The sequence below is a fragment of the Pandoraea sp. E26 genome (assembly GCF_000681415.1).
In the GTDB taxonomy this organism is placed as follows: domain Bacteria; phylum Pseudomonadota; class Gammaproteobacteria; order Burkholderiales; family Burkholderiaceae; genus Pandoraea; species Pandoraea pnomenusa.
The window spans coordinates 1-25,271 of sequence record NZ_AYXJ01000020.1 but is presented as its reverse complement, the minus strand read 5'-3'; the positions used below and the strand labels follow the sequence as shown (position 1 = coordinate 25,271).

General features: G+C 65.2%; 23 protein-coding genes and 2 tRNA genes. 15 read left to right on the top strand and 10 right to left on the bottom strand.

The annotated features are described in order from the left end of the window. Positions 1 to 20 precede the first annotated feature (20 nt). Positions 21 to 548 (bottom strand): DUF1993 family protein, encoded by a 528-nt coding sequence (locus W930_RS0114670; RefSeq protein WP_023871898.1) that lies wholly within the window; start codon positions 546 to 548, stop codon positions 21 to 23. Positions 549 to 723: 175 nt separating this feature from the next. On the opposite strand from W930_RS0114670, the gene W930_RS29190 reads away from it, so the two are divergent. The 5 genes from W930_RS29190 to W930_RS0114640 all read left to right on the top strand — a co-directional run bounded on the left by W930_RS29190 (position 724) and on the right by W930_RS0114640 (position 4,685). Further along, on the top strand, positions 724 to 1,512 hold the full coding sequence (locus tag W930_RS29190) for a hypothetical protein (RefSeq protein ID WP_141572115.1): 789 nt from the start codon (positions 724 to 726) through the stop codon (positions 1,510 to 1,512). A gap of 139 nt (positions 1,513 to 1,651) precedes the next feature. Beyond that, positions 1,652 to 2,410, top strand: a complete 759-nt coding sequence (locus W930_RS0114660) for a hypothetical protein (protein ID WP_023871899.1) — start codon at positions 1,652 to 1,654, stop codon at positions 2,408 to 2,410. Positions 2,411 to 2,703: 293 nt separating this feature from the next. Next, positions 2,704 to 3,438 (top strand): YoaK family protein, encoded by a 735-nt coding sequence (locus W930_RS0114655; RefSeq protein WP_023594999.1) that lies wholly within the window; start codon positions 2,704 to 2,706, stop codon positions 3,436 to 3,438. A gap of 160 nt (positions 3,439 to 3,598) precedes the next feature. Further along, the gene (locus tag W930_RS0114650; RefSeq protein WP_036642811.1) at positions 3,599 to 4,084 is read left to right on the top strand and encodes a hypothetical protein; all 486 of its coding nucleotides are present in this window, start codon (positions 3,599 to 3,601) and stop codon (positions 4,082 to 4,084) included. A gap of 283 nt (positions 4,085 to 4,367) precedes the next feature. Further along, the gene (locus W930_RS0114640) at positions 4,368 to 4,685 is read left to right on the top strand and encodes a hypothetical protein (RefSeq protein WP_023594996.1); all 318 of its coding nucleotides are present in this window, start codon (positions 4,368 to 4,370) and stop codon (positions 4,683 to 4,685) included. Positions 4,686 to 4,754: 69 nt separating this feature from the next. Here W930_RS0114640 and W930_RS27540 read toward each other — a convergent pair whose 3' ends face one another. Beyond that, positions 4,755 to 5,687, bottom strand: coding sequence for a DMT family transporter (locus tag W930_RS27540; protein WP_051399211.1), 933 nt, complete (start codon positions 5,685 to 5,687; stop codon positions 4,755 to 4,757). Between the two features lie 153 nt (positions 5,688 to 5,840). On the opposite strand from W930_RS27540, the gene W930_RS0114630 reads away from it, so the two are divergent. Both W930_RS0114630 and W930_RS0114625 read left to right on the top strand, forming a co-directional pair. Next, positions 5,841 to 6,611, top strand: a complete 771-nt coding sequence (locus W930_RS0114630) for a helix-turn-helix domain-containing protein (RefSeq protein ID WP_231107026.1) — start codon at positions 5,841 to 5,843, stop codon at positions 6,609 to 6,611. A 38-nt stretch (positions 6,612 to 6,649) separates the two neighbouring features. After that, the gene (locus W930_RS0114625; RefSeq protein ID WP_023871902.1) at positions 6,650 to 6,946 is read left to right on the top strand and encodes a YciI-like protein; all 297 of its coding nucleotides are present in this window, start codon (positions 6,650 to 6,652) and stop codon (positions 6,944 to 6,946) included. Between the two features lie 97 nt (positions 6,947 to 7,043). Here the strand turns inward: W930_RS0114625 and W930_RS0114620 are convergent. The 6 genes from W930_RS0114620 to W930_RS0114590 all read right to left on the bottom strand — a co-directional run bounded on the left by W930_RS0114620 (position 7,044) and on the right by W930_RS0114590 (position 14,648). Continuing rightward, a tRNA-Glu gene (locus tag W930_RS0114620) sits at positions 7,044 to 7,119 on the bottom strand. Between the two features lie 16 nt (positions 7,120 to 7,135). Further along, a tRNA-Ala gene (locus W930_RS0114615) sits at positions 7,136 to 7,211 on the bottom strand. A 196-nt stretch (positions 7,212 to 7,407) separates the two neighbouring features. Beyond that, positions 7,408 to 8,589 carry a DSD1 family PLP-dependent enzyme gene (locus tag W930_RS0114610; protein WP_024788866.1) on the bottom strand — a complete coding sequence of 394 codons (1,182 nt, stop codon included), beginning with the start codon at positions 8,587 to 8,589 and terminating at the stop codon, positions 7,408 to 7,410. A gap of 70 nt (positions 8,590 to 8,659) precedes the next feature. Beyond that, entirely contained in the window at positions 8,660 to 11,716 is a 3,057-nt protein-coding gene (locus tag W930_RS0114605) for an FAD-binding and (Fe-S)-binding domain-containing protein (RefSeq protein ID WP_024788865.1), read from the bottom strand. A 237-nt stretch (positions 11,717 to 11,953) separates the two neighbouring features. Next, positions 11,954 to 13,228 carry an MFS transporter gene (locus tag W930_RS0114595; RefSeq protein WP_023594989.1) on the bottom strand — a complete coding sequence of 425 codons (1,275 nt, stop codon included), beginning with the start codon at positions 13,226 to 13,228 and terminating at the stop codon, positions 11,954 to 11,956. Positions 13,229 to 13,427: 199 nt separating this feature from the next. Then, entirely contained in the window at positions 13,428 to 14,648 is a 1,221-nt protein-coding gene (locus tag W930_RS0114590; protein ID WP_023871906.1) for an alanine--glyoxylate aminotransferase family protein, read from the bottom strand. 177 nt (positions 14,649 to 14,825) lie between these two features. Here W930_RS0114590 and W930_RS0114585 point away from each other — a divergent pair, with 177 nt between their 5' ends. Then, a complete protein-coding gene (locus W930_RS0114585) occupies positions 14,826 to 15,542 on the top strand; it encodes a GntR family transcriptional regulator (protein ID WP_023594987.1) in 717 nt (238 codons plus the stop codon). 170 nt (positions 15,543 to 15,712) lie between these two features. Here the strand turns inward: W930_RS0114585 and W930_RS29185 are convergent, their stop codons facing one another. Together W930_RS29185 and W930_RS0114575 are read right to left on the bottom strand one after the other, a co-directional pair. Next, positions 15,713 to 16,351, bottom strand: a complete 639-nt coding sequence (locus W930_RS29185; protein WP_023594986.1) for a flavodoxin family protein — start codon at positions 16,349 to 16,351, stop codon at positions 15,713 to 15,715. A 240-nt stretch (positions 16,352 to 16,591) separates the two neighbouring features. Continuing rightward, complete coding sequence (locus tag W930_RS0114575) at positions 16,592 to 17,422, bottom strand: IclR family transcriptional regulator (RefSeq protein WP_024788864.1); 831 nt, start codon at positions 17,420 to 17,422, stop codon at positions 16,592 to 16,594. 242 nt (positions 17,423 to 17,664) lie between these two features. On the opposite strand from W930_RS0114575, the gene W930_RS0114570 reads away from it, so the two are divergent. The 7 genes from W930_RS0114570 (at position 17,665) to W930_RS0114540 (ending at position 25,214) form a co-directional block, all read left to right on the top strand. Beyond that, positions 17,665 to 19,113, top strand: a complete 1,449-nt coding sequence (locus W930_RS0114570; protein WP_023871908.1) for an NAD-dependent succinate-semialdehyde dehydrogenase — start codon at positions 17,665 to 17,667, stop codon at positions 19,111 to 19,113. Between the two features lie 113 nt (positions 19,114 to 19,226). Next, entirely contained in the window at positions 19,227 to 20,519 is a 1,293-nt protein-coding gene (locus tag W930_RS0114565) for an ABC transporter substrate-binding protein (RefSeq protein WP_023594983.1), read from the top strand. 178 nt (positions 20,520 to 20,697) lie between these two features. Then, positions 20,698 to 21,594 (top strand): branched-chain amino acid ABC transporter permease, encoded by an 897-nt coding sequence (locus W930_RS0114560; RefSeq protein WP_023594982.1) that lies wholly within the window; start codon positions 20,698 to 20,700, stop codon positions 21,592 to 21,594. After that, positions 21,591 to 22,610, top strand: a complete 1,020-nt coding sequence (locus tag W930_RS27530) for a branched-chain amino acid ABC transporter permease (RefSeq protein ID WP_051399212.1) — start codon at positions 21,591 to 21,593, stop codon at positions 22,608 to 22,610. The genes W930_RS0114560 and W930_RS27530 overlap by 4 nt, the downstream gene beginning before the upstream one ends. Positions 22,611 to 22,620: 10 nt before the next feature. Beyond that, positions 22,621 to 23,385: an ABC transporter ATP-binding protein gene (locus tag W930_RS27525; protein WP_023594980.1), complete on the top strand. Its 765-nt coding sequence runs from the start codon at positions 22,621 to 22,623 to the stop codon at positions 23,383 to 23,385. After that, entirely contained in the window at positions 23,378 to 24,019 is a 642-nt protein-coding gene (locus W930_RS0114545; RefSeq protein WP_023594979.1) for an ATP-binding cassette domain-containing protein, read from the top strand. The genes W930_RS27525 and W930_RS0114545 overlap by 8 nt, the downstream gene beginning before the upstream one ends. A 34-nt stretch (positions 24,020 to 24,053) precedes the next feature. Beyond that, positions 24,054 to 25,214 carry an iron-containing alcohol dehydrogenase gene (locus W930_RS0114540; protein ID WP_023871911.1) on the top strand — a complete coding sequence of 387 codons (1,161 nt, stop codon included), beginning with the start codon at positions 24,054 to 24,056 and terminating at the stop codon, positions 25,212 to 25,214. Positions 25,215 to 25,271 lie beyond the last annotated feature (57 nt).

Genomic DNA, 25,271 nt, shown 5'->3' with positions numbered 1-25,271 from the left:
CTTGCCTTCGATCCCCGACATCACGCCGGGATCTTCTCCATCTCGAACGGCCCCAGATAGTCGGTCTTGCCGACCTCCACCCCCTGTGCCCGCAGAATGTCGTGCGTGGTCGTCACATGGAAATAGAAGTTCGGCAACGCGAACTTCAGGAGGTAATCGACCGCGTCCATGGTGGTCTGGTATTCCTTGAACTTCAGCGTGATCTGCCGCGAATCGGCGCCGTCAAAGCGGTCTTCGAGCAGGCCCGCAATGAACGCCTCGGTATTCGCGATGCGATCGCGCAACTGGTCGAACGTCGTCTCGTTGTCGTCGAACTTCGGCGACTCCAGCCCCGTCAGACGCGCCACAGCGAACTTTGCCGTATCGCTCACTCGCTGGACCTGCGCGACGAAGTCGAGCATGTCGGGCGCGAGTCTTGCCTGAAGGATCGTCGCCGGATCGAGCCCCCGGGTCTCGCAATGCATGCGCGCCTTCTTGATGTAGTCGGCCATGACGGTCAGGCCGCGCAGGTAGACGGGGATGGTGGCGCGGTAAAGGGAAATCGACATCGCAGGACTCCTCGGTGGATGGCAACGACGCAACGTGGGAGACCGATGCGTCGAGCAAAGCCACATGCTATCAGTGCCCCGGAATTCTCGCCGTGCACGGGACGATTTCTGGAATCCATGGGCGTTTGATCTCGCGACAATCCTCGGGGCGGACATTGGCGTTTGCCGTCCGCCCATGGATGACCTTCCCCAAGTGCCCGCCGGCGCTGCGACCCAGGATACCCAACCTCACATGACTACCTCTGTGACCCCAAGCCACATTGCGCTCGCCGGACATTTCGAGCGGACAATCGACAGTGACAAGATCGGCCGGTACGCGAGCGCGCCGAGCGAGAAGGAACTCGCCAGCCTGTGGGGAAGGATCAAGGACTTCTTCATGGGCACGCACAAGGAAGACGCCAAGCTGGCCATCTTCAGGCTGGCCAATGCGCAGGACACCGAGACACAGTTCAGGGCGTTCGCCGACCTTACGCGCTACGTGTCCCCAGAGCACGGCTCGGTTCTGAAGTGGAACATCGCGAGCGCCCATGGGCTCGATTTCCAGATCGGCGGCGACCGCATCATGATGCAGACCGATGCCGAGGCGTTTCTGCAGCAAAGCCCGGCACTGAGCATCGAAGACAGCTGCCGGGTGCTGATGACGCTCACGCACGACGATCATCGCGTGATCGAGGGCATGAGTCATGCAGGCCTCCATCTCGATCTGCTGGGACCGGATGCGACGCCCGCTCAGCTCCACAAGGCGGCGCGCGGGCACATGTTCGGCATGCCCGCGCTCCTCGATGCGATGCACGTGCTCGGCATGCATCGGGACAGTGAACAAATGAGGATCAACCCCTTTGTCACCGATTTTGTGCGCGAAACGCTCCTGGCGGGCGGGGCGTCGCACAGCGACGCTCATCGATTCTCAGAATACGCCTCGACGCTCGTGCTGCTGACCTCCGCGGTAAGACAGCGCGATTGACGCCGGGATTGATGCCGGGATTGACGCCAGGATCGACGCCGACTTCGGCGTCGACATTGACGCCCGGTTTCGATTCCCCCCGCCCCCCCTCGGGGGGCCGCCCCCTCCCCCCCCACTGCAACAGGAGAGTCTTGAGGATATGGCCGCACCCATCACCCTGGCAGGCAGCACGCCCCGCACCCTCAGCGCGCAAGCCATCGACACCTGCACCAGGGCGCGCAGCGAGGCCGAAGTCCGCAGCCTTTGGGGCCGCATCAAGGACTGGTTCCTCGGCACCCACAAGGAAGACGCCAAGCTGGCAATCTTCCGTCTGGCCAACGCCCCGAACGCGCAAGCGCAGTTCGATGCGTTTCTCGAGCTCATCGGGTACGTTGCGCCCGCGCATCGCGACCAGCTTCATTTCTGTGTCGGGGAAAACGAGGCGCCCGCGTTTCGCGTCGCCGATCATCGGATCGAAGTGAAGGACGATTGGCGCGGTCTCACCGCGTCCGAGACGCTGACGCCCGACGACACCGCCCGCCTGCTGCTTTCGCTGCGGTATCAGGATCTGCCGGTGGCCGCCGAGTTTCACGATTTCGGCGTTGGCCTCCTGCACGACAGGACCGCCGACTCGGTGCTCAACTCGCAATGGCTTTATCTGGTGCGATCGCCGGAACTGGTTCGCGCCCTGGAATGGTTCGGACTGCATCGCAACGACGCCGAGGGCGACTTCGCGTATCAGGTCGACCGCCAGGTGGAGAAGATGTACTTCGAGACGTGCGCAAACGACGAAGCCGCCGCGCGCGCGGGGCGCAACGCCATGAACCTCGCGATCATCGTCACCGAAATGGTTCGCACGCGGGAAACGTTCGACGCGATACGTGCCGTCGAACGACGCGCCGACATCCCCCGCGCATGACGCATGACGCATGACGCATGGCGGTCGCGGCGCAGCCGGAACGCTGCGACGCATCGCCGATGCGCGTTCGCCCTCGTCCGCCATCGTCCGCGCTCGCCCCGGCGAAAGAGGGAAATGCCCCGGTGCGCAATAAGACCTTTTGACGGTGGAGCGGCACGTCGGTACGTTGCACCATGGCAGGCGCGCGCGGCGCCCCACGCCGCGACGCGATGCTATGCTTGATCGGCACCCGCGCGCGTCGCGACGGGTGCGCGATGCCTGCATCCGCAACGGAAGTCGTCAGAGGAGCCGCCATGGGTACCCCCCGCCACATCCCCACGCCGACCGAGGCCGCCACGCTAGCGCGCACCTGGGTCGGCCATTTTTCCAAACCCACCGCCATCGGCATGTCGCTTGCGTTCGTGGCGGGCTACATCGACGTCGTGGGCTTCATCGCGCTGTTCGGCCTTTTTACCGCACACGTGACCGGCAACTTCGTGATGATCGGTGTGCAACTCGTCGCCGCCACCCACGTCGGCGTGTTCGCCAAACTGCTGGCGCTGCCCGTGTTCGTGATCTTCGTCGCCCTCGTGAAACTGATCGTGCAGGCGTATTCGCGCACCGACCGCCGGCCGCTGCGCCTGCTGCTCTGCATGCAGACGGCGCTGCTGCTCGGTTTCATGATCGTCGGCATGGCGGCACAGCCCATCGTCTCCGCCGACGCACCGCTCGCGATCCTCTCGGGCATGTTCGGCGTGGCCGCGCTCGCCATCCAGAACGCCCTCGGGCGACTCGTGCTCGCCGACCTCGCCCCGACCACGATCATGACCGGCAACACCACGCAGATCGTGATCGACATCGTAGAGCTCGCGAGCGGCAACTGCGGCGACGACAAGGCTGCGCGCGCCCGACTGCGCAAGATGCTGCCGGCCTTGGCCGCGTTCGCGGTGGGGGCCGTGTTCGGTGGCTTCGCCTATCACGGCGCCGGTTTCTGGTGCGTGCTCCTGCCAGTGGCGCTACTCGTCGCGCTGGCGTGCGCCAACGAGTAGCGGTGCGGCGTCCGCGCCTCGGCCGGACGCGGTAAAATTGCATCCTTTACCGCATGCGCACTGTCGTCCGCCCCGCGCGGACTTCATCGCGACGTATCCTTCTCATCCCCCAGCCACGATTTCACCGACAGTGACCGCCAACGCACACGACCGCTCCTCCCTGTCCGATGACGCCTCCGACAACCAGGACACGCTCCACGAAGACCGTCTTTGGCGGGACGACGGCTGGACGGCAAAGGTCGTGAAGAACGAGGACGACGATGGCTGGGCCGTCGCCATGTACCGGGACGGGCAGTCGGAGCCCGCACTCGTGGGCCCCTGGACGATGGGGCGAGACAAGAAGAACCCGAAGCCGCTCGACGCCGGCGCGTTCCACACGTTGGTCAAGACGGCGGCGGAAGTGCTGCGTCGTCACGAGCAGCAACTGCACGCGCAGTTGCACAAGCGCGTGAGCGTTGACGGCCCCGATGGCGATATCGACGTCACGCTCGACATCGTGCCCGACGAATACGATCCGTATGCCATGCTCAGCGCCGTCGACCGGTTCGGCGAGACCCTCGCCTCGGTGAAGGTGCCGCCGACATTCAAGCTCTCGCGCAACAGCGCGCGGGCGTGGGTCGACAACGAATTCCGGCGCCCCCAGTAAGCGCACGCTCACCGCGCACGCCGATCCTCCTTGGCCCGGATCAGCACCCGACGACGGCGTCCGGGTCGGACGGCGACTGCGTCACGAGATACACCGCCACGGGGAACGACGGCCCGCCCGGGCGATATCCGGCCATCCCGTCACTCCGGATACCGGGATAAGCCACCGTCTGGCTGCGTTTCGCAACCGTCCCTATGATGGGCTACATCGATGCACGGCGCGCCCGCTAGCGGGCACTCACACCGCGCCGATGCTTCCCTCTGCCCATCGTCAAAGGACCCCCATGAAACGCTTTCACATCGCTCTCGCCGTGCGCGATCTCGACGAGTCCATCAAGGATTACTCCGTACGTCTCGGCATGTCTCCCGCCGCCGTGGTGCCCGGCGCCTACGCCATGTGGCGCACCGATCTGCTGAACTTCTCGATCAATCAATCGCCCGCCCGCGCCGGAGAATTGCGACACGTGGGCTTCGAGGACGACGACGCGCCTGAGTATTCGAGCAGCACCGACTGCAATGGCCTGCTCTGGGAAGCCTTCTCGGCCGAAGAACAGGACCGTCGCATAGTGAGCACTTACGGGGTCGCAGTGCGAAACCCGTAAGCCCGGTCGGCGCCCTGTCCTGACACGCCCCGAGAGATACCACGTGATGCAAGGGCGCGGCGTACGGACTCACGCAGGGACTTCGTCCGAATCGTCGGCCACCTCGTCAGCCACCGTGCGCAAGCCTGGCAAGGTGCGCTGCCAGCGCTGCGCGATGAAGACGCCGATCAGGGCGACGCCACCACCGATCACGTGGAACGTGTGCAAGTGCTCACCCAGCAACACGACCGCGATACCCGCTGTCATGACAGGCAACACGTTGATGAACATGCTGCAACGGTTCGGTCCAAGATGGCGGATGCCCCGAATCCACAGAATCGGCAACAGGATCGAGGCGCCCAAACCCGCGTACAGGACCAGCGGCACCGTCGCGGCGTTGAGCTGCGCCTGTCCGGCAGGCACGAACGCGAGCATCGGGATCATCGTCACGAGCGCCGCCCAGGCCTGCACATACGTCGACTGTGCGGGCGGCACATCGACGTGCCAGCGTCGCAGCAGCACGCTGTAGAGCCCATACGAGGCCGACGCGATCAACATCAGCATGTCGCCGAGGTGTACACCGCCGTCGAGCAGGCGCGACGGCTGTCCCTGCGCGATGAGGTAGATCAGCCCCACCAGTGAGAGCAGCCCGCCGACGAGCATGCCGAGAGTGGGCGGCTCGCGCAGCAGCACGACACTCCAGAGCAGCGTGAGCAACGGTGCGAGCGCCGTCACGATGGCCATGTTGGTCGCCGTGGTGCTGTGCGCCGCGAGATACGACAGGCTCTGGTAGAACGACATGCTCAGGAACCCGAGAAATGCGAGCCTGCCCAGATGCGGGCGCAAGTTTGTCCAGTTGCGCAGGAGCGCCTGGATGACGAATGGCGTCATGACCGCCAATGCGAGCACCAATCGATAAAAGGTGATGGCCGACGGCGCAATGGTCGTGGCCGAGAGTTTGGAGACGATGACATTGCCGGCCCACAACAACATGGCGCCGAGCGGATACAGGTAGTACCCCATGACGATTTTCCGCGAACGTGAAGGTGAGAGGGAAGCCTCATCGTCAACCATGTCGCACTGGGCGTCTCACGCTAAAATCTCCAAACCTGCCTGAAAAAGGACATCCGTGTGAGCGCTCATCCGTCATCGCGGGATATTCGGGATATGCGGCATATGCGGCATATGCGGGATACCGATCATCTGCGTTTCGAAAACACACCCATGCCGATGGCGGCCATGGCGGTCGATTACGCGCACAATGCATTCATTGCGTCGCATTCGCACCGCCGCGCGCAGTTGCTGTACGCCATCGAAGGCGTGATGATCATTGCGTCGGCGTCGGGACGCTGGGTCGTGCCGCCCACCCGCGGGGTGTGGCTGGCGGCGGGGCTCGAGCATACGGTGCGCATGAGCGGCAATGTAAAGATGCGCACCGTGTTCGTCGAACCGGATACGCAGCCGTTGCCGCAGGCCAGTTGCGTGGTGGAAATCACGCCGCTCATGCGCGAGCTGATTCTCTCGGCCATCGACATTGCGCCCGACTATGCACCGGACTCGCGCGACGCACGGCTCATGCGACTGTTGCTCGACGAGTTGATCGCGCTGCCGGTGCTGCCGCTTTACTTGCCGTGGCCGCGCGACGCCCGTCTCGTGCGGGTATGCGAGCAACTGATGCAAACGCCCGGCGACGACACGATCATCGACGCGTGGGCCAATGACGCGGGGCTCTCAGGCAAGACCTTTCAACGGCGCTTCGCCGCGCAGACGGGCATGACGTTCGGTCGCTGGCGGCAACAGGCGCGACTGCTCCAGGCGCTGGAAGCGCTCGCGCGCGGAGAGAAGATCGTGAATGTGGCGCTCGATCACGGCTATGCGAGCCAGAGCGCGTTCGCCGCGATGTTCAAGCGGCATTTTGGCGTACCACCGTCGGCGTTTTACCGATAATGGCGACGTACGGCACCGACTCCCAAGGAGACATCGACATGCATTACCTGCTGATATACGACCTGGTCGACGACTATCTCGAACGCCGCGGGCAATTCCGCGAGGCGCATCTGTCGCTTGCCTGGCAAACGGCCGACCGGGGCGAATTGCTGCTTGCGGGCGCCCTGGAAGATCCCGTCGACACGGCGGCCCTGTTGTTCAGGGGCGAGTCGCCGGTCGTCGCGGAAGCCTTCGCGAAGTCGGACCCGTATGTGGTGAATGGTCTGGTGAAATCGTGGCGCGTGCGGCCATGGAAGACGGTCGTCGGCGAGACAGCCAGCACGCCGGTGCGCTGAAAAAACAAAACGCGCCTGGTCGTGAAACCAGGCGCGTTTGTCGACGTCCGATCTTGCGTCGTGTTTCGGAGCTTTCCGAGACACACGCCGCTGAATCTGGCGTCCCCTAGGGGATTCGAACCCCTGTACTCACCGTGAAAGGGTGATGTCCTAGGCCTCTAGACGAAGGGGACCTAAAGTCTTCCGTTTTGGTGGAGGTAAGCGGGATCGAACCGCTGACCTCTTGCATGCCATGCAAGCGCTCTCCCAGCTGAGCTATACCCCCGTACGGCGAAGAAGTGAGACTATAGCCTGCTTTTTCGATCTTGGGAAGCCCCCGCCACAAATATTTTGCAGCGGCCTGGCGATACGCCCGCGTGAGTCTCTGACTTCCCCACATCGCATTGCCATGAGACGGTACATCTTGCGCAACGCCTCAAGCCACGCGGCACCGTGGCACCGTGGCACCTCGACGTATCGGCTTACTGACTCAGGCCGCGCGCCTCGATCGGCCAAACGCCCTCGACCCGCCCATGCCGTACAACGACGTACCGGTCATAGAGGTTGACCGTCGGGTCGCAATGCCCCGGCACCAACAGAATCGGCTCGCCGAGCCAGCCCGCCCCGTCCTCGTGCGGCGACGCCAGGGCCAGCACGCCATGCTCGTCCGAGGCCGTGCGGTACTGCGGCTGCCCCGCCTGCTGCGACGACCAGAACCGCGGCAGACCGGAATCCGTTGCCACGCTCTTGAGCCCGGCATCGCAGACGATGATGCCCGCGCGCGCCGTGCTCATGACCGTGGATGCGAGAAACAGCGCGTGACGGAAACGCCAGTCGTCGCGCCACTCCAGCGAACCGTAATGACCGTCGAGGAACACATAGGACCCCGGTTGGATCTCCGTGTACACACCGCTCTCGATATCGAACTCCGCCGTGCCCGTCCCCCCGCCCGTGACCACCGGGCACGCAATCCCGCGCGCGGCCAGAAACCGCACATACGCGCTCGCCTGATCGGCGGCACGCCGCGCCGTATCGCGGCGCTCGTCCCAATTGGCAATATGCTGTGCGCTGCCGTGATACGCCTGCAGACCGCCGAAGCGCAGGCCCTCGTAATGGTCGATGGCGTCGACCAGCCGGCCGAGCGCTTCGGTCGAATCGACGCCGCACCGCCCCTGTCCCACGTCCACCTCGGGCAACACGGCAATGCGCACCCCCGCGCGCTGCGCCGCCTTGCCAAGCGGCGCCACCTGTCGCACGTCGTCGACGCAGACGGAAAGCGAGACACGCGCGGCCATCGCCACGGCCAGTGCCACACGCGCCTGCCCCACGAATTCGTTGCTGATGTGAATGCTGCCGATCCCGGCGTTGACGAACGGAATCGCCTCGGTGAGTTTCTGGCAGCAAACGCCAACGGCGCCCGCGGCGACCTGGGCGCGCGCAATCGTCACGGACTTGTGCGCCTTGGCGTGCGGACGTACCGCGACGCCGCGCGCCGACGCGGCGCTGGCCATGCGCGCCACGTTCGCGTCGAAGGCGTCGAGATCGAGGAGCAACGACGGCGTGGCGACCTCGGCGAGCGAGTCCCCCGCCTGAGCGACCGGTGGCACCGCCAAGGGGCCGGCGACACTCGCCGGCGACGACACCGAATTGACTGAATCGGACATCACAATCCTTTCAAGGGGTTCGCGGAAAACGCGGACATCGCGCGGACATCACGCGGACATCACGCGGACATCAAGCAGGCAGCGCCCGGGCGAGCACACACGCCACATGCATCGCCCGCGCGTTCGCCCCGTCGTGGATTTGATGCCGGCAACTCGTGCCGTCCGCCACGACGATGGTGTTCGCGCCCCGCTGCCGGATGGCCGGCAGCAGCGTCAGTTCGGACATCGCGCGCGACGTGTCGTAGTGCTCCGCCTCGTAGCCGAAGCTGCCCGCCATGCCGCAGCATGACGACTCGATCGATGATACCTTCAGCCCCGGCACCCAACCAAGCACCGCCGTCACGGGCGAATACGCGTCGAACGCCTTCTGATGGCAGTGACCATGCACCAACGCCTCGCCGACGCCGTCGGGCAGCGCCTGCCACGCCACGTCGAAATGCCCCGCTGCCTTCTCGCGAACCAGAAACTCCTCAAAAAGAAACGCGTTGTCGGCCACCTTGCGCGCGGCCTCGCCAAAGCCGTAACCGAGTACCTCGTCGCGCAGGGACAACAGGCACGACGGTTCGAGCCCCACGATCGGCACACCGCGTTCGACAAACGGCATCACCGCGTCGAGCAGACGCAGCGCCTCGGTCTTCGCCTCGTCGACCAGACCGGCCGCCAGGAACGTGCGGCCGCAGCACAGCGGGCGCTCGCCCTCGCGCCGGTTGACGTGCACGACGTAGCCGGCCGCTTCGAGTACGCGCTTTGCGTCGCGAGCGTTCTCCGGCTCCATGTAATTGTTGAACGTGTCGACGAAGAGGACCACCTCGCGCCGACCGGCGAGCGATGCGGTGGATGCGACGGACGCGTTCAGCGGCGACTGCGTCGACAGGAACGAGGGCTTCAGCGCGGGCACCGAACGTTCGGGCGCAAGGCCAAGCCAGCGCCTGAGCGCGGTGTTGCCCGGCAGCCGCTGCGCCGCGTCGAGCCACCCGCCCACGCGGCTGGCCCACGGGGCATAACGCGGCAGATAGGCGATGAGCTTGTCGCGGAACGAAACACCATGGCGTTTCGCGCGCGCATGACGTGCCTCGATCTTGAAGCGCGCCATGTCGATGCCGGTCGGGCAATCGCGCTTGCACCCCTTGCAGGACACGCACAGATCGAGTGCCGCCTGGACGTCGTCGCCGGCCAGTCCGTCGTCGCCCAACTGCCCCGAGATCGCCAGCCGCAGCGTGTTCGCCCGACCGCGCGTGACGTGCTGTTCGTCGCGCGTGACACGATAGCTCGGACACATCGTGCCGGCGTCGAACTTGCGGCAATGCCCGTTGTTGTTGCACATCTCGACAGCCGATGCCAGGCCGTGCGTGGCATCGGCGCCGGTATCGGACGCGGACTGCTCGCCGCTCAGCGCGTCGCGCTTCACGTTCCAGGCGGTCCAGTCGAGCGCGGGCGTCACCGGCATCGCGGCATAGCCGGGCGCGAAGCGGAAGAGTTCGCGCGTATCCATCTTCGGCGGACGCACTATCTTGTCCGGATTGAAGCGATTGTCGGGATCGAACAGTTGCTTGATCTCGCCGAACGCCGCGTTGATGCGCGGCCCGTACTGCCAGGCCACCCATTCGCCGCGACACAGGCCATCGCCGTGCTCGCCCGAGTAGGCGCCCTTGTACTCGCGCACGAGCGCCGCCGCCTCCTCGGCGATCGCGCGCATCTTCACCGCGCCGTCGCGGCGCATGTCGAGGATGGGTCGCACATGCAGCGTGCCCACGCTCGCGTGGGCGTACCAGGTGCCCTCGGTGCCGTTGCGATGAAACACTTCGGTCAGGCGCCGCGTGTACTCCGCCAGATGTTCGAGCGGCACCGCGCAATCCTCGATGAAGGACACCGGTTTGCCGTCGCCCTTCATGCTCATCATGATGTTCAGCCCTGCCTTGCGCACTTCCCAGAGCGCCTTCTGCGGCCCCGCGTCGGGCATCTTCACCACACTGTCGGGCAAGCCGAGATCGGCCATGAGAGTGGCGAGATCGTCGAGCCGGGTGCGCAGCGCGGTGGCGTCGTCCCCGGCGAATTCCACCAGCAGGATTGCCTGCGGATCGCCTACGAGCGCCTTCTCGATCACCGGGCGAAACGCCGCGTTGTCCATCGCCAGGTCGATCATCGTGCGATCGACCAGCTCCACCGCCACCGGCCCCAGCCGGACGATGTGCTGCGTGAGATCCATCGCCTGGTAGAACGTCGGGAAGTTCACCACCCCGAGCGTCTTGTGCGTCGGCAACGGAGCAAGCCTGAGCGTGATCTGGCGGCTGTACGCCAGCGTGCCTTCCGAGCCGACCAGCAGATGCGAGAGATTCGCCACCCCGTCGTCGGTGTAGGCGCGAGGGTTGAGGCAGTCGAACAGGTCGAGGTTGTAGCCCGCCACGCGGCGCAGCACGCGCGGCACGCGCTCACGTAGCTCGTCGCGCTCGCGCATCGCGATCTCGCGCACGGCGGTGAGCAGCGCCTTCGTGCGCGCGTCGGCCGGCGGCGCATGCAGCGACCCGAAATGCAATTGCGCGCCGTCGGCGAGTACCGCGTCGATGGACAACACGTTGTGCACCATGTTGCCGTATTCGATGGAACGCGAGCCGCATGAGTTGTTGCCCGCCATGCCGCCGATGGTGCATTGCGCGGCCGTCGACACATCCACCGGAAACCACAACCCATGCGGCCTGAGCCACGCATTGAGATGATCGAGCACGATGCCCGGCTCGACGGTCACGGTGCGGGCTTCGGCATCGAACGCCACCACGCGATTGAGCCACTTGCTGTTGTCAATGACGAGCGCTTCGCCGATCGTCTGGCCGCACTGGCTCGTGCCCGCGCCGCGCGCGAGCACCGGCACCTTCTCGTCGCGGGCGATGTCCAGGGCGCGAAGCAGATCGTCCTGATCGCGCGGCACGACCACCCCGACGGGGAATATCTGGTAGATCGACGCGTCCGTGGCATAGCGGCCACGGCTCGCGCGATCGAAAAGCACGTCGCCGCGCAACTCGCGGCGCAGACGATCCTGAAGCGGCGTGATGGCGACACCGCCGCGCCGCATCGGCATCAGATGCACGGGCTGGCCCACGAGGCCGGCGTTGGCGTTCGATTGGGAATTCATGAGATTGCGCAAATTTGCAGGCATTGAACTGGCCGCCCCAGCGGCGCGGCCATCGGGATGCGGCGGGCCTGCCGGGCGCTCACGAGGATCGCCGCCGGCAGGCGCTGCCCGGCAGGATGCGACCCGGTGCCGCGCTCGCCTGGCGACAAGGCGAATCGGAAGGTCGACCGGTCATCCTGCGCTCCGACGTGCGTCTGGCGCAGGCCAGACGCACGTGAGACACACCTGAGCGACACGTCAGGCGGGCTGGCGCACGTTGCTCGCGGCGGCGTCGCCCGCCATCGAGAACTTGCTCTCCGGCTGCATGCGGAAGGCGAGGACCACGCCCACGGCCATCAGGACCATGCTGCCCACGAACGGCAGTTCCCAGTTCCCGGTGCGATCGATGAGGTAGCCCGAGAGCACCGGCGAGAGGATGGCGGCCAGGGCCGAGCCCGTGTTCATCATGCCGCTGGCCGTGCCCGAGTATTCCGGTGCGACGTCCATCGGAATCGCCCACATCGGTCCGATCGTCATTTCGGCGAAGAAGAAGCCGCAGGCGAGGCAGGCCATCGACACGTACAGATGGTGGGTGAACATCATCGGCACGAGCGAGATCAGCGTAAGCAGCATGCACACCGAGACCATCCAGCTTCGGGCGCGCTTGAGACTGCCAGTGCGCTCGTACAGCTTGTCGGTCACGATACCGCCGAGGGTGTCCCCCACCACACCGGCGAAGAACACGCTCGAGGCGAACAGCGCCGACTTCTTCAGATCGAGGTCATAGCTGTGCAGGAAGTACTGCGGAATCCACGACAGAAACAGCCACAGCGTCCAGCCGTAGCAGAAATAAACGATCGTCACGGGCATCATGCGCTTGAAGAGCGGGCCCCAGGGCACCGATTGGCTCTTGGCCTTGAGCGCCGGCAGCACGGCCAGTTCCTCGGGCGTGATGCGCGGATGATCCTGCGGACGCTCGGTAAAGGTGAAGCCCCACACCGCGACCCAGACCAGGCTCACGATCCCGCACAGGTAGAACGATTCGCGCCAGCCGTGCGTGGTCATGATGAATACCACCACGGCCGGCGCCACGGCATTGCCGATACGCGAGGCCGCGTGGGTGATGCCTTGCGCAAAGCCGCGCTTGTCCTTGGAGACCCAGCGCGACATGGCCGACGTGGCGGCCGGGAACGTGGCCCCCTCGCCCAGACCGAGCAGCAAGCGCGCGAGCAACAGCGTGACCAGACCGCCGGCCATGCCGGTGAGAATGGTCGCGACGGCCCACAGACCGCCGCATATGAGCAGCGTGCGCTTCGCGCCGAAGCGATCGCTCACCCAGCCGCCGATGATCTGGAAGACGAGATAGGGATAGGCGAATGCGGAGAATACGAGACCGATTTCGGTCTTGTTGAGGTTGAATTCCTTGCCGAAGCCGGCCGCGGCCGTGCTGACGTTGACGCGATCGAGGTAGGTGATGAAATACATGACGCATAGCATCACCAGCACGACCCTTGTCGCTCTGAAAAGCTTCATTGCATTGTCTCCTGAAACATCCTGTGAAGCGCGCCCGCGGCATGCGGGCAACGCAAGAGGTGTTGCCGGGCACGGACCTTTCTGTCGTGAGGTCCTGTATCACCCGAATGACAGGTCAAGCATTCACTGCAAGGGGGCCGCCTGGAACCGGCGGCCCTCGCTTCCTCTCGTGTCCCTTGATGCTTAGGACTACGGCACGTCAGGCGGCGGCCTTGAGCGACGGCGCGGCCTTGGCCTGCGCGAGATAGTCCATCGCGGCCACCACGCCGGAACCGGCGAGCTTCACGCCGGAAATCTGCAAACCCATTTCGCAACCGGCCAGCGTGGCCATGAGCGTGAGATCGTTGCAGTCGCCCAGATGCCCGATGCGGAACATCGTGCCGCGAATCTTGCCCAGGGCCTGGCCGAGCGACATGTCGAAGCGCTCATAGATGCGCTTGCGCACGTCGTCGGCGTCCACGCCCTGCGGCATGACCACGCCGGTGAGCACCGGACTGTAGACGGCCGGGTCCTGGCACTGGATCTCGAGCCCCCACGCACGCACCGCACGGCGCGTGGCTTCGGCCAGACGCTGGTGACGTGCGAACACGTTGTCCAGCCCCTCCTCCAGAATCATGTCGAGCGCCTCGGACAGGCCGTACAGCAGATTCGTGTTCGGCGTGTAAGGCCAGTAGCCGTTCTTGTTCGCCTCGATGATTTCCTGCCAGCCCCAGAACGCGCGCGGCAGCCTTGCATGCTTGCCGGCCTCGAGCGCCTTGGCCGAGACCGCGTTGAAGCTGATGCCCGGCGGCAGCATCAGCCCCTTTTGCGACCCCGAGACGGTCACGTCCACGCCCCACTCGTCGTGACGGTAGTCCGCCGAGCCGAGCCCCGAGATCGTGTCGACCAGCAGCAGCGCCGGGTGGCCGGCGGCGTCGATGGCGCGCCGTACCGCCGCGATGTCCGAGGTCACCCCGGTCGAGGTTTCGTTGTGCACCACGCACACGGCCTTGATGTCATGGGCCGTGTCGGCGCGCAGGCGCGCCTCGATCATGTCCGGCTGCACGCCGCGGCGCCATCCGTCGGTGCCCGGCAGACCGATGAACTCCGGCTTCAGGCCGAGGTTCTCGGCCATCTTCTTCCACAGCGTGGCAAAGTGCCCCGTCTCGAACATGAGCACGTGGTCCCCCGGCGAAAGCGTGTTCGACAGCGCGGCCTCCCATGCCCCCGTGCCCGATGCCGGGTAGATCACCACCGGTTGTTCGGTCTTGAAGATCTTCTTGATGTCAGTGAGCACCTTGCGCCCCAGAGCACCGAATTCCGGCCCCCGGTGATCGATGGTCGGATAGCTCATGGCGCGCAGAATACGATCGGGCACCGGACTCGGCCCCGGAATCTGCAGGAAATGGCGACCCGAGGGGTGGAAATCGAGCTTCAGCATGAACGTCTCTCTCCTCTTGAAAAATCCGCTTTTGAATTTTGCATGCAAAATACTTTAGCAGAGACCATGGCTTTCGCAAGGGCCGAGAAGCGCTTTTAATACAGTCGTTTACCCTAGCGATACGGCATCCGGACACCGTGCGTTACAATCGCGACCATGAAGGCTCGATGATTTTGAATGCAAAATATGGAAAACACGTCGACGATTGCCGCGCCCGAGATCCCGCGTGTGGAGCGTTTGCGCCTGCACGACACGGTCGTCGAGCACTTGCGCCGCCTCATCATCGAGGGGGTGCTCTCGCCGGGGGTGAAGCTCAATGAGCGCGAGCTGTGCGAGACCCTCGGCATTTCACGCACGCCGCTGCGCGAAGCGTTCAAGGTGCTCGCCGCCGAGGGACTCATCGAGATCGCGCCGAATCGCGGGGCAAGCGTGGCGCGCATGACCGAGAAGGAGATTCGGGAGATGTTCGAGCTGATGAGCGCGCTCGAGGCGTTTTCCGGCGAGCTGGCGGCCGAGCGCATGACACCCGTCGAGCTCGCCGAGATCAAGGCGCTGCACTACGCGATGCTCGCGTGCCGTGCCCAACAGGACCTGCCGGGCTACTACGCGCGCAATCAGGCCATTCACGACCGCATCAACGAAGCCGCGCGCAACGGGGCGTTACGCCAGACTTACGTGTCCATCAACCGTCGTCTCATGGCGTTGCGCTTTCGGTCGAACTTCCATGCCGACAAATGGGATCGCGCCATTGCCGAGCATGAGCAGATGATCGACGCTCTGGAAAAGCACGACGGCAAGCGATTGGGCGAAATCCTGCGCAAGCACCTGCTGGCCAAGCGTGATGCCGTGTTGCAGATCCACGCCGAGCCGTCGGGCGACGCTCCCGCCAACTGAATCGGCGCGCCCCATGAAAAAGGGCGCAAGGGCCGGCATGTCTGCCCGCCCTTACGCCCTCCCTTATGCCGCGCCGTGACGCGCCCTTTCGTCGTTTCTCGTCGTTTCTCGTCGTTTTCCGACATTCAACGCACGCACTTCGTGCCCGGCCCGGCGCCCGCCCACATGGCTCAAAGACGCCGTTCGGCTTCCTTCAGCGCCCGACGCGCCAGCACAGCCGGCGATTCCAGAACCTCTCCCGCCAGACGTGCCACGAGCGCCGCCACGTTGCGGCCATACTGCTTGCCGGCGATCACATCGGCCGGATCGAGCGCATAAGCCGCGTCGACGTCCACGCCCGGTGCGGTGGCGACGGGGAAATCGCCAGGCTCGCGCAATTCGCTGGCGGTCGGTCCAGGCTCATCGGACATCTGCGTATCGGCCCAGACCATGCCGTGATGGCCGGCAAGCGCCGCGAAATAGTCGAGCGTGTTGCGCTTTTCGTCACCAGGTCGATAGCTGAACGAGAAACCACCCGCGACCTTGTTGCGCCAACTGCGTGCGCGCCACCGGGTCGTGGCGTCGGCGAACGCCTTGAACGGTGCGGCGATACCGCCCTGAAACGCCGGTGCGCCGAAGATAATGGCGTCGGCATTGGCCAGGCGCGCGAGCGTGGCGTCGTCGCGCCACTGGCCGTCAACGAGTTGATGCGGCTCGATGCTGATCAACTGCGCGTGCGCGCCGGCGTCGTTCACACCTTGGGCCACCGAATGGGCAATCATGGCGGTTGCGCCGCCCTGCGAGTAATAAACGATTGCGATATTGGACATGGCGTAGTGCTTCCCTAGTGGATGTCCGCCCCATGGCACCGCCGGGATCGCGCTTCCCTACGCTTCCTCTGGCTTGTCTGGACATCGGTCAAGGCCAGATGATGCCAGTGATAACCCCTAGGGAATAGCCCGCATAACTGAACATGACTGTTCCGCTAAAGATAACAATCCAGTGGCCGCACCACGCTGTCGGCCAGCCAACGCCCGCCTGACGCGCGGCTGGCGCCACGCTGACATGCCTTATCGGCGGGCTGGAGCGCCCAGCCGGACCGAAAGCTGATCGGCAAGTTCGCGCATCTGGCGCCCGATGCGGCGCCCGGTCTCGGCGTCGATCTCGTTGGTCAGGAAACTCACGGCGAGGCCCGCCACGGCACGCTCGCCGCTGGCGTCGAACACCGGGGCGCCGAAGCAGATCATGCCTTCACGCATCTGGCCGTTGTCGATCGAGTACCCGTCGCGGCGCACCTGCGCCATCTCTTCGGCCAACGCCGGATATGTCGCCACGCTCGCACGCGTGAGCGGTGCGGGCCAGGCGCCGGCGAGCAGATCGGCCGCCTCGCCGGGCGGCAACGTCGAGAGCATGGCCTTTCCGGTGGCCGTGTACGGCGCCGGCAATCGCATGCCGATGCGAAACGTCACACCCAGCGGGCGATTGCCGTTGTGACAGGCCAGGTAGATCACCTCGGCGCCGTCGAGCACGGACAGCGTCACGGTTTCCTGCGCGAACGCCCGCGACGCTTCCCAGACAGCGCGGAACTCCTCGGTGATATTGGTCTGCGAGAGAAAGGCGTTCGCCCACCCCATCACATACGACCCCATCGTCATGCCCCCGTTGGCATGGCGCTTGACCAGCCGCAGCTTGACCAGGGTGTCGCACAACCCGTGCAGCGTGCTCTTGGGCACGCCCGTCTCGCGCGCCAGGTCGGCCAGCGCCACCGGCTCGGACGACGCGGCAATCACATCGAGGATGTGCACGGCGCGCACCACGGCAGGCGCCGTGGTCTTGAGCGGTTCCGCTTCAGTGGCGGACGAGGAGGCGTTGGCAGGGACGTCGAGTTTGCGCTTGGGCATGAATCGGGAATCGGCTTGGGAAATTTCAGGAATGGGTTCGGCGCTCCCGACGACGGGCCACGCCGCCAGCATGGTACGGGCAAGTGATTCTCATCCCGCCCTAGGAAAACCCCTTAGTTGCACCTAAAACGTTCAATACGTAGAATCACATTCAATACATAGAATACCGTTCAATAGATAGAACGGCAAGCAACAATCCGAGACACTGCTGCGCGCCGTTCCGCCAACACACGATTCCAGCCATGCAACTCAAAGACCCCACTCTGTTCAAGACCCTTGCCTGGGTCGACGGCCAATGGATTGCCGCCGACAGCGGCAGGACGTTCGACGTGATCGACCCGGCCACGGGCGAAGTGCTGGCCAAGGTGCCGGAGCTCGGCGCGGAAGAAACCACGCGGGCCGTGGTGGCCGCCGAAGCCGCCCAGAAGGCTTGGGCGGCACGCACCGGCAAGGAACGCGCCACCGTGCTGCGCCGCTGGTTCGACCTGATGATGGCAAACACCGAGGACCTGGCGTATCTGATGACCCGCGAACAGGGCAAGCCGCTTGCCGAAGCGCGGGGAGAAATCGGCTACGCCGCGAGCTTCATCGAGTGGTTTGCGGAAGAGGCCAAGCGTGTCGACGGCGATGTGCTCGCCACGCCCGCTGCCGACAAGCGCCTGGTCACGCTCAAGCAACCGGTCGGCGTATGCGCGGCCATCACGCCGTGGAATTTCCCGGCGGCGATGATTACGCGCAAGGTGGCGCCGGCGCTGGCCGCCGGCTGCGCCATCGTAGTGAAGCCCTCGGAGCTCACACCGCTGTCGGCCTTTGCGCTGGCCGAGCTGGCGCAGCGCGCCGGTATTCCGGCGGGCGTTTTCCAGGTCGTCACGGGCGACGCGCGTGCCGTGGGCGGTGTGCTCACCTCGCACCCCACGGTGCGCAAGCTGTCATTCACCGGTTCCACGGGCGTGGGCCGCCTGCTCATGGCGCAATGCGCGCCGACGGTGAAACGGCTGTCGCTCGAGCTGGGCGGCAACGCGCCGTTCATCGTGTTCGACGACGCCGATCTCGATGCGGCCGTCGAGGGCGCAATCGCCGCCAAGTACCGCAACGGCGGGCAGACCTGCGTGTGCGCGAACCGCTTCTATATCCAGGACGGCATCTATGACGCCTTCGCCGCGAAGTTTGCCGCGCGCGTGGCGGAGATGAAGGTCGGCAATGGTCTCGAAGGCGGCGTGGTCATCGGTCCGCTCATCGAAGGCAAGGCAGTGGAGAAGGTCGTGACGCTGGTCGAAGACGCCAAGTCGCGCGGTGCCCGCGTACTCGTGGGCGGCAACGCGCATGCGCTGGGCGGCACGTACTACGCGCCGACCGTGATCGCCGACGCCACCTCGCAAATGCGCGTGGCGCGCGAGGAGATTTTCGGGCCGGTCGCACCGCTGTTCCGCTTTACGCGCGACGTCGATGCGATCGCACTCGCGAACGACACCGAATTCGGCCTCGCCGCGTATCTGTACACCCGTGACATCGCGCGCGCCTGGCGCACGGCCGAGGCGCTCGAGTACGGCATGGTCGGCCTGAACACGGGCCTGATCTCGAATGAAGTCGCGCCGTTCGGCGGCATCAAGCAATCCGGGGTGGGCCGCGAAGGCTCGCACTACGGCATCGAGGAATACCTCGAACTGAAGTACCTGTGCCTGCAAGTGTGATGTGCGCGGGCCTGAGCGTTTGCACGCCGGGCCCCGACATCGCACCGGGGCACCAGAACTCCGTCAATCCAAAAATCGACTGACAAGTCGCAACACCACCAAAGGAAACCCGTATGAAGCGCGTAATCCAGCGCGGCATGAAGCCGCTCGCCCTCGCACTGGCGGCCGGCGCCGCCATCGCCTCGGTTGCCACCACGGCGCACGCCGACGCCAAGCCGATCAAGATCGGTATCGTCACGTTCATGTCGGGCGCGGCCGCGGGCCCGTTCGGCGTGCCGGCCAAGAATGCCGCCGAAGTCACCGCCGCCGAGCTCAATGCCGGCAAGGTGCCCGCGCCTTACGCAACGAAGGGGTTCGGCGGTGCGCCGATCGAGCTCGTCTACATCGACGAGGCGGGCAGCACGAGCAAGCAGGTGAGCGAATATCGCAACCTGCTGAATCAGGGCGTGGACTATGTGGTCGGCTACACGTCGTCGGGCAACTGCCTGGCGATTGCCCCGGTCGCCGAGGAAATGAAGAAGGTCACGCTGTTCTTCGATTGCGGCACGCCGCGCGTGTTCGAAGACGCGAGCTTCAAGTATGTGTTCCGCCCGGTCGCCACCGCGACGATGGATAACGTGGGTGCGGCGCGTTACGTGGCCGAGCGCAAGCCGGATCTGCAAACGTACGCCGGCATCAACCAGAACTACGCCTGGGGCCAGGACGCCTGGGCCGACTTCGAGGGCACGCTGAAGGTCCTCAAGCCGAACGCGAAGGCCGTGAGCTCGCAAATGCCGCAACTCGGCGCCGGTCAATACAACGCCGGTATCTCGAGCCTGCTGGCCGCCCACCCGGACGTGCTGCACTCGAGCTTCTGGGGCGGCGATCTGGAAGGTCTGGTGGTGCAGGCCGGCCCGCGCGACCTGTTCAAGAAGTCGCTCACGGTGCTGACCGCCGGCGAGACGGCCACGCACGGCAAGACGCGCCTGCCCGACGGCGTGATCATCGGCGCACGCGGCATGTACGGCATGTTCGCACCGGACAACGCCCTGAACCGCTGGCTGCGCGCCGCCTACAGCGCGAAGTTCAACGACACGCCCAGCTACCCCTCCTACAAGATGAACCAGAGCCTTCTCGCGCTCAAGGCGGCCTATGAGAAGGCGCAGGCCGCGAATGGCGGCAAGCAGCCCACGCCGGAGCAGGTCATCGCGTCGTTCGAGCACCTCAGCTTCGACGCACCGGCCGGCAAGATCGGCCTCACGCTGGGCAAGGGGCACCAGGCCGCTCAGGGCACCGCGTTCGGCGTGGTGAAGAACGTGAACGGCAAGGTCACCGTGACGGACGTGAAGCAGTACTCGATCGCGGAAGTGACCCCACCCGAAGGCGTGAAGTCGGCCGACTGGATCAAGGGCGGCCTGAAGCACTGAGCCGCGGGCACATGACCTTCGCCATGAGCACCCGGCGTGCCACGGCGAGGGTGGCGAGTTTGGGAGGACCGCGTGTCCTCCATGCAAGAAAGCTGTCATCGACCTTGCGTCGAATCCGCAAAGCCGGTGTGGCGGACGGGGGTCCGCCCGCCGCTTTGCGTTCCAAGGAGAATGCGAGATGTCGCAGATCTACGCCGTCCTGGTGGACGGGGTGATGTACGCCGCGTGGCTGTTCCTGGTTGCCCTGGGACTGACCCTCGTCTACGGCGTGCTCAAAATCTTGAACATGGCGCACGGCAGCCTGTATGCGCTCGGCGCTTACGCCGGCGTGACGCTGATCGGCCCGTGGGTTGCCCGTGGCGGCAATCTGTACGTGAGCTACCTGTTGCTCGTGCTGGCGGCCATTGTCGCGGGCGGGGCCATCGGTTTCATCATGGAGCGCGGCATCCTCAAGCGCTTCTACGGGCAGGACCCCGTGGTACTGCTGCTCGTCACTTACGCGCTCTTCCTGATCATGGAAGACGCGATCAAGCTCGTGTGGGGCGTGGACCCGTACACGGTCTCGGAACCGTACAGCTTCCTCGGCAACTTCGATCTGGGCGATCTTTCGTACCCCAACTACAACTTCCTGATCGTGGGCGTGGCGCTCGTGGCAGGCGTGGGGCTCACGGCCTTCCTGAAGTTCACACGCAGCGGTCGCCTGCTGCGCGCCGTGATTCACGATCGCGAGGTCAGCCAGGCGATGGGCATTCGCGTGAGCCGCTATTTCGTGGTCACGTTCATGGCCGGGGCGGTGCTCGCGGCCATCGGCGGCGCGCTGACGGCGCCGACGGTGTCGGTGGCGCCCGGCATGGGGGTCGAGATCGTGGTGCTGACGTTTGCCGTGGTCGTCATCGGCGGTCTGGGCTCGCTGCCCGGCGCGGCGTTCGGCGCGCTGCTCGTGGGGTTGGTGCGCGCGAGCGCGGTGCATTATTGGCCGCAAGGCGAGCTGTTCTCCATTTACATCGTCATGGCGCTGGTGCTGGCTGTGCGCCCGAAAGGCATCTTCGCTCCGCTGGAGGCCCGCAAGATATGAGTTCCGCAATCTGTTCCCAACTGCGCGCGCCCGGCACGTGGCTCGCGCTGATCGGCTTCGTCGTGATCGGTGCGGCGGGCATTGCGCTGCCACAATGGCAGTTCCTGGTGTCGGTGGCCTTGTCCAAGGGCATCGTGGCGCTGGGTCTCGCGCTGTTGCTGCGCACGGGCCTGGCGTCGTTCGGGCAGGCGCTTTTCTTCGCGGTCGGGGCGTACTGCGTTGGCCTTGGCATGAATTATTACGGCCTCACGGAGTTGTTCGCGCTGCTCGCGATCTCGATGATCGTCTCGGCATTGCTCGCCCTGGTGCTGGGCTTCCTGCTCGCGCGCTATCGCGACATTTTCTTCGCGATGCTCACGCTGGCGCTGTCGATGATCTGCTACGGGCTGCTGCTCAATAACGTGGAGCTGGGCGGCAGCGACGGTTTCAACGTGAACGCGCCCACGCTGGGCAGCAGTGCCGAGCCGTGGCAGCTCACGGGCACGAACCTGTTCGCCGTGGGCTTCATCGCCGCGATCGTGTGCGTGATGGCGGTTGCCGTCTACATGCGCTCGACGCCGGGCCGGCTCGGTCCCGCGATCAAGGACAACGAGATCCGCGTGGAATACCTGGGCACGTCGGCACGCGCGAACATTCATCTGACGTATGTGATCGCGGGGGCGCTGGCCGGTCTTGGTGGCGCCTTGCAGGCGTTCAATATCGGGCACATCGATCCGGACATGGCGTTCTGGACGACCTCGGGCGAGTTCGTCTTCATTGCGGTGCTCTCCGGTACACGCTTTGCGTTCTCGCCGTTCATCGGCGCGCTGCTGCTGGAGGTGGCCCGCGCGATGGCTTACCGTTATGCGCCGAACACGTGGCAAATCGTGATGGGCGCGATCATGCTGGCGATCATCGCGTTCCTGCCGGGCGGCCTGACGAGCCTGGGGCTGGGCCGTCGCAAGATGGCGGCCGGGCATCCGGTGACGCGCACGGCACAGACGAAGACGGCTGCCGCTTCGGGCGACGCCGCATAAGGGGCAGGAGATGGCATCGAATCACATCATTGAGGCCACGGGCCTGTACAAGACGTTCGGCAGCGTGACGCCGGCCAGGGACATCACAGTCAATATCGACGCGCAGAGCGTGGTCGGGCTGATCGGCACGAACGGTGCCGGCAAGACGACGTTCGTGAACATGCTCACCGGATACATCAAGCCGGATCGCGGCGAGATCGTATTCCGCGGCAAGCGCATCACGGGTCTGGCACCGCGCAAGATCACGGGTCTGGGGATCGCCCGTTCGTTCCAGATTCCGCAATTGTTCGGTTCGCAGACGGCGCGCGAGAACATCGAGATCGCGTTGGCAATCTCGGGGCTGTCGGCGGATCTGGCCAACGACAGTCTGGCCCGGCTGGGCGTGCTGGAGTTTGCGGACATGGTCTCGGGCACGTTGCCGGAGGGGGTGCGCAAGCTGTTGGACATCGCGCTCGCGATGGTTTGCAAGCCGGAGGTGCTGTTGCTCGACGAACCGACGTCGGGCGTGGCGGCGGAGGAGAAGTTCGACGTGATGAACCGCGTGCTCGATGCAGCGCGCGGACTGGGCATTACGGTGTTGTTCGTGGAGCACGACATGGAGATCGTGCGCCGCTACAGCGACCGCGTGCTGGCGTTTTGCGACGGGCGCATTCTGGCCGACGGCACGCCGGATGTGGTGCTGTCCGACGCGCAGGTGCGTGAGTTGATCATTGGCGAGACGGTGGCCGCGGTGCCGGGCACCGCCGGGGTGGCGAGCGAGGTGGCCCATGCTTGAAGTCGGAAATCTGAATGTGCGCTTCGGCGCGACGGACATTCTTCGCGGCGTGCAGTTTTCGGTGCCGAAGGGCGCGATCGTCGGTCTGATTGGCCGCAACGGCGCGGGCAAGACGACGACGCTGCGCGCGATCATGGGACTGGTGAAGGCGAACGGTGGCACGCTGACGTTCGACGGCGTGAATCTGGCGAAGGCGCCTTCGCACGAGCGCACGTCGCTCGGCATCGGCTACGCGCCGGAGGACCGCCGGCTGATTCCGGACATGACGGTGGAAGAGAATCTGTGCGTGCCGGCCTGGGCCCTGAAGGCCAGGGACGTGCAGGCGCGTCTGGACAAGGTGTACCGCATCATCCCCGAAGCCCGCGAATGGGCGCCGCGCCGCGCCTTGCAATTGTCGGGAGGCCAGCAGAAACTGGTGGCCGTCGGGCGCGCACTGATGACGAGTTCGCGCCTGCTGATGCTCGACGAACCGTTCGAAGGCGTGGCGCCAGCGCTGTCGAAGCGCATTGCCGAAGTGATCGGCCAGATGCGCGGCGAAGGCCTCGCGGTGATTCTGTCGGGCGCGGATCTGCAGCATGCGGGCGCGGTGCTCGATGACGTCTACCGGATCGATCGCGGCCAGATGGTCGCGTAGCTTTCAACACACAGGTTTCAAGAGGAAATCGATCATGAATGCATTTCGTTTCCAGACGGTCCCCACCGTCGTGGTGGAGTTCGGTGCGGCCCGGCGCCTGGGCGCGCTGCTGCGCGAGCAGTTTCCGGCAGGCAAGCGTCTGTGCGTGGTCACGGACGGATTTCTGCACAAGAGCGGTTTGCTGGCCCCCGCACTCGCCGACCTGGCAAAGCACGACTGGCAGGTCTCGGTGATCGATGACGTGGTCGCCGATCCGCCCGAACATGTGGTGCTCGAAGCCGCCGAACGCGCACGCGCGGCCGACGCGGAAATCGTCCTGGGCCTGGGCGGCGGTTCGTCGATGGACGTGGCGAAGCTGCTCGCCGTGCTGCTGCCAGGCACGCAGTCCATCCAGGAAATGTACGGCGTGAAGAAGGTGACTGGCTCGCGCCTGCCCCTGGTGCAGATGCCCACGACAGCCGGCACCGGATCGGAAGTCACCGCGGTGTCGATCGTGACGACGGGCGAGACGACGAAGATGGGCGTGGTCGCCCCCCAACTCTTCGCCGATCTGGCCATCCTCGACGCGGAACTCACGCTCGGCCTGCCCCGCGCCGCCACCGCGGCAACAGGCATCGACGCAATGGTCCACGCGATCGAGGCTTATACTTCCGCACACCTGAAGAACCCGATCTCCGACATGCTCGCGGTCAAGGCGCTCGAACTGCTCTCGCGCAATCTGCTGCCCGCCTGCCGCGACGGCGCCGATCGCCACGCACGCGAAGCGATGCTCCTCGGCGCAATGTTCGCAGGTCAATCGTTCGCCAACTCACCCGTGGCCGCCGTGCACGCACTCGCCTATCCGATCGGCGGTATTTTTCACGTGGCGCACGGCCTGTCGAACGCACTCGTGCTCTCCCACGTCATGCGATTCAACGCGCCCGCCGCCAGCGAACGCTACGCCGAACTCGCCGACGTCATCCTGCCCACGCATTTCACCGGCAGCGACGAGGCAAAAACCAATGCCCTCATCCAACACATCGAATCGATGATCGTCGACACCGCCATCCCCCGCTCACTTCGCGAAGTCGGCGTCAAGCAGGACGACATCCCCCGCATGGCCTCCGACGCCATGCGCCAAACCCGCCTGCTCGTCAATAACCCCCGCGAAGTCACCGAAGCAGACGCTCTCGCCATCTACAGCGCCGCTTTCTGACCCGGCTTTTCAGCCAACGCTTGTTGCATTCGCCGTACCGGTGGGATCCTCTCCCCC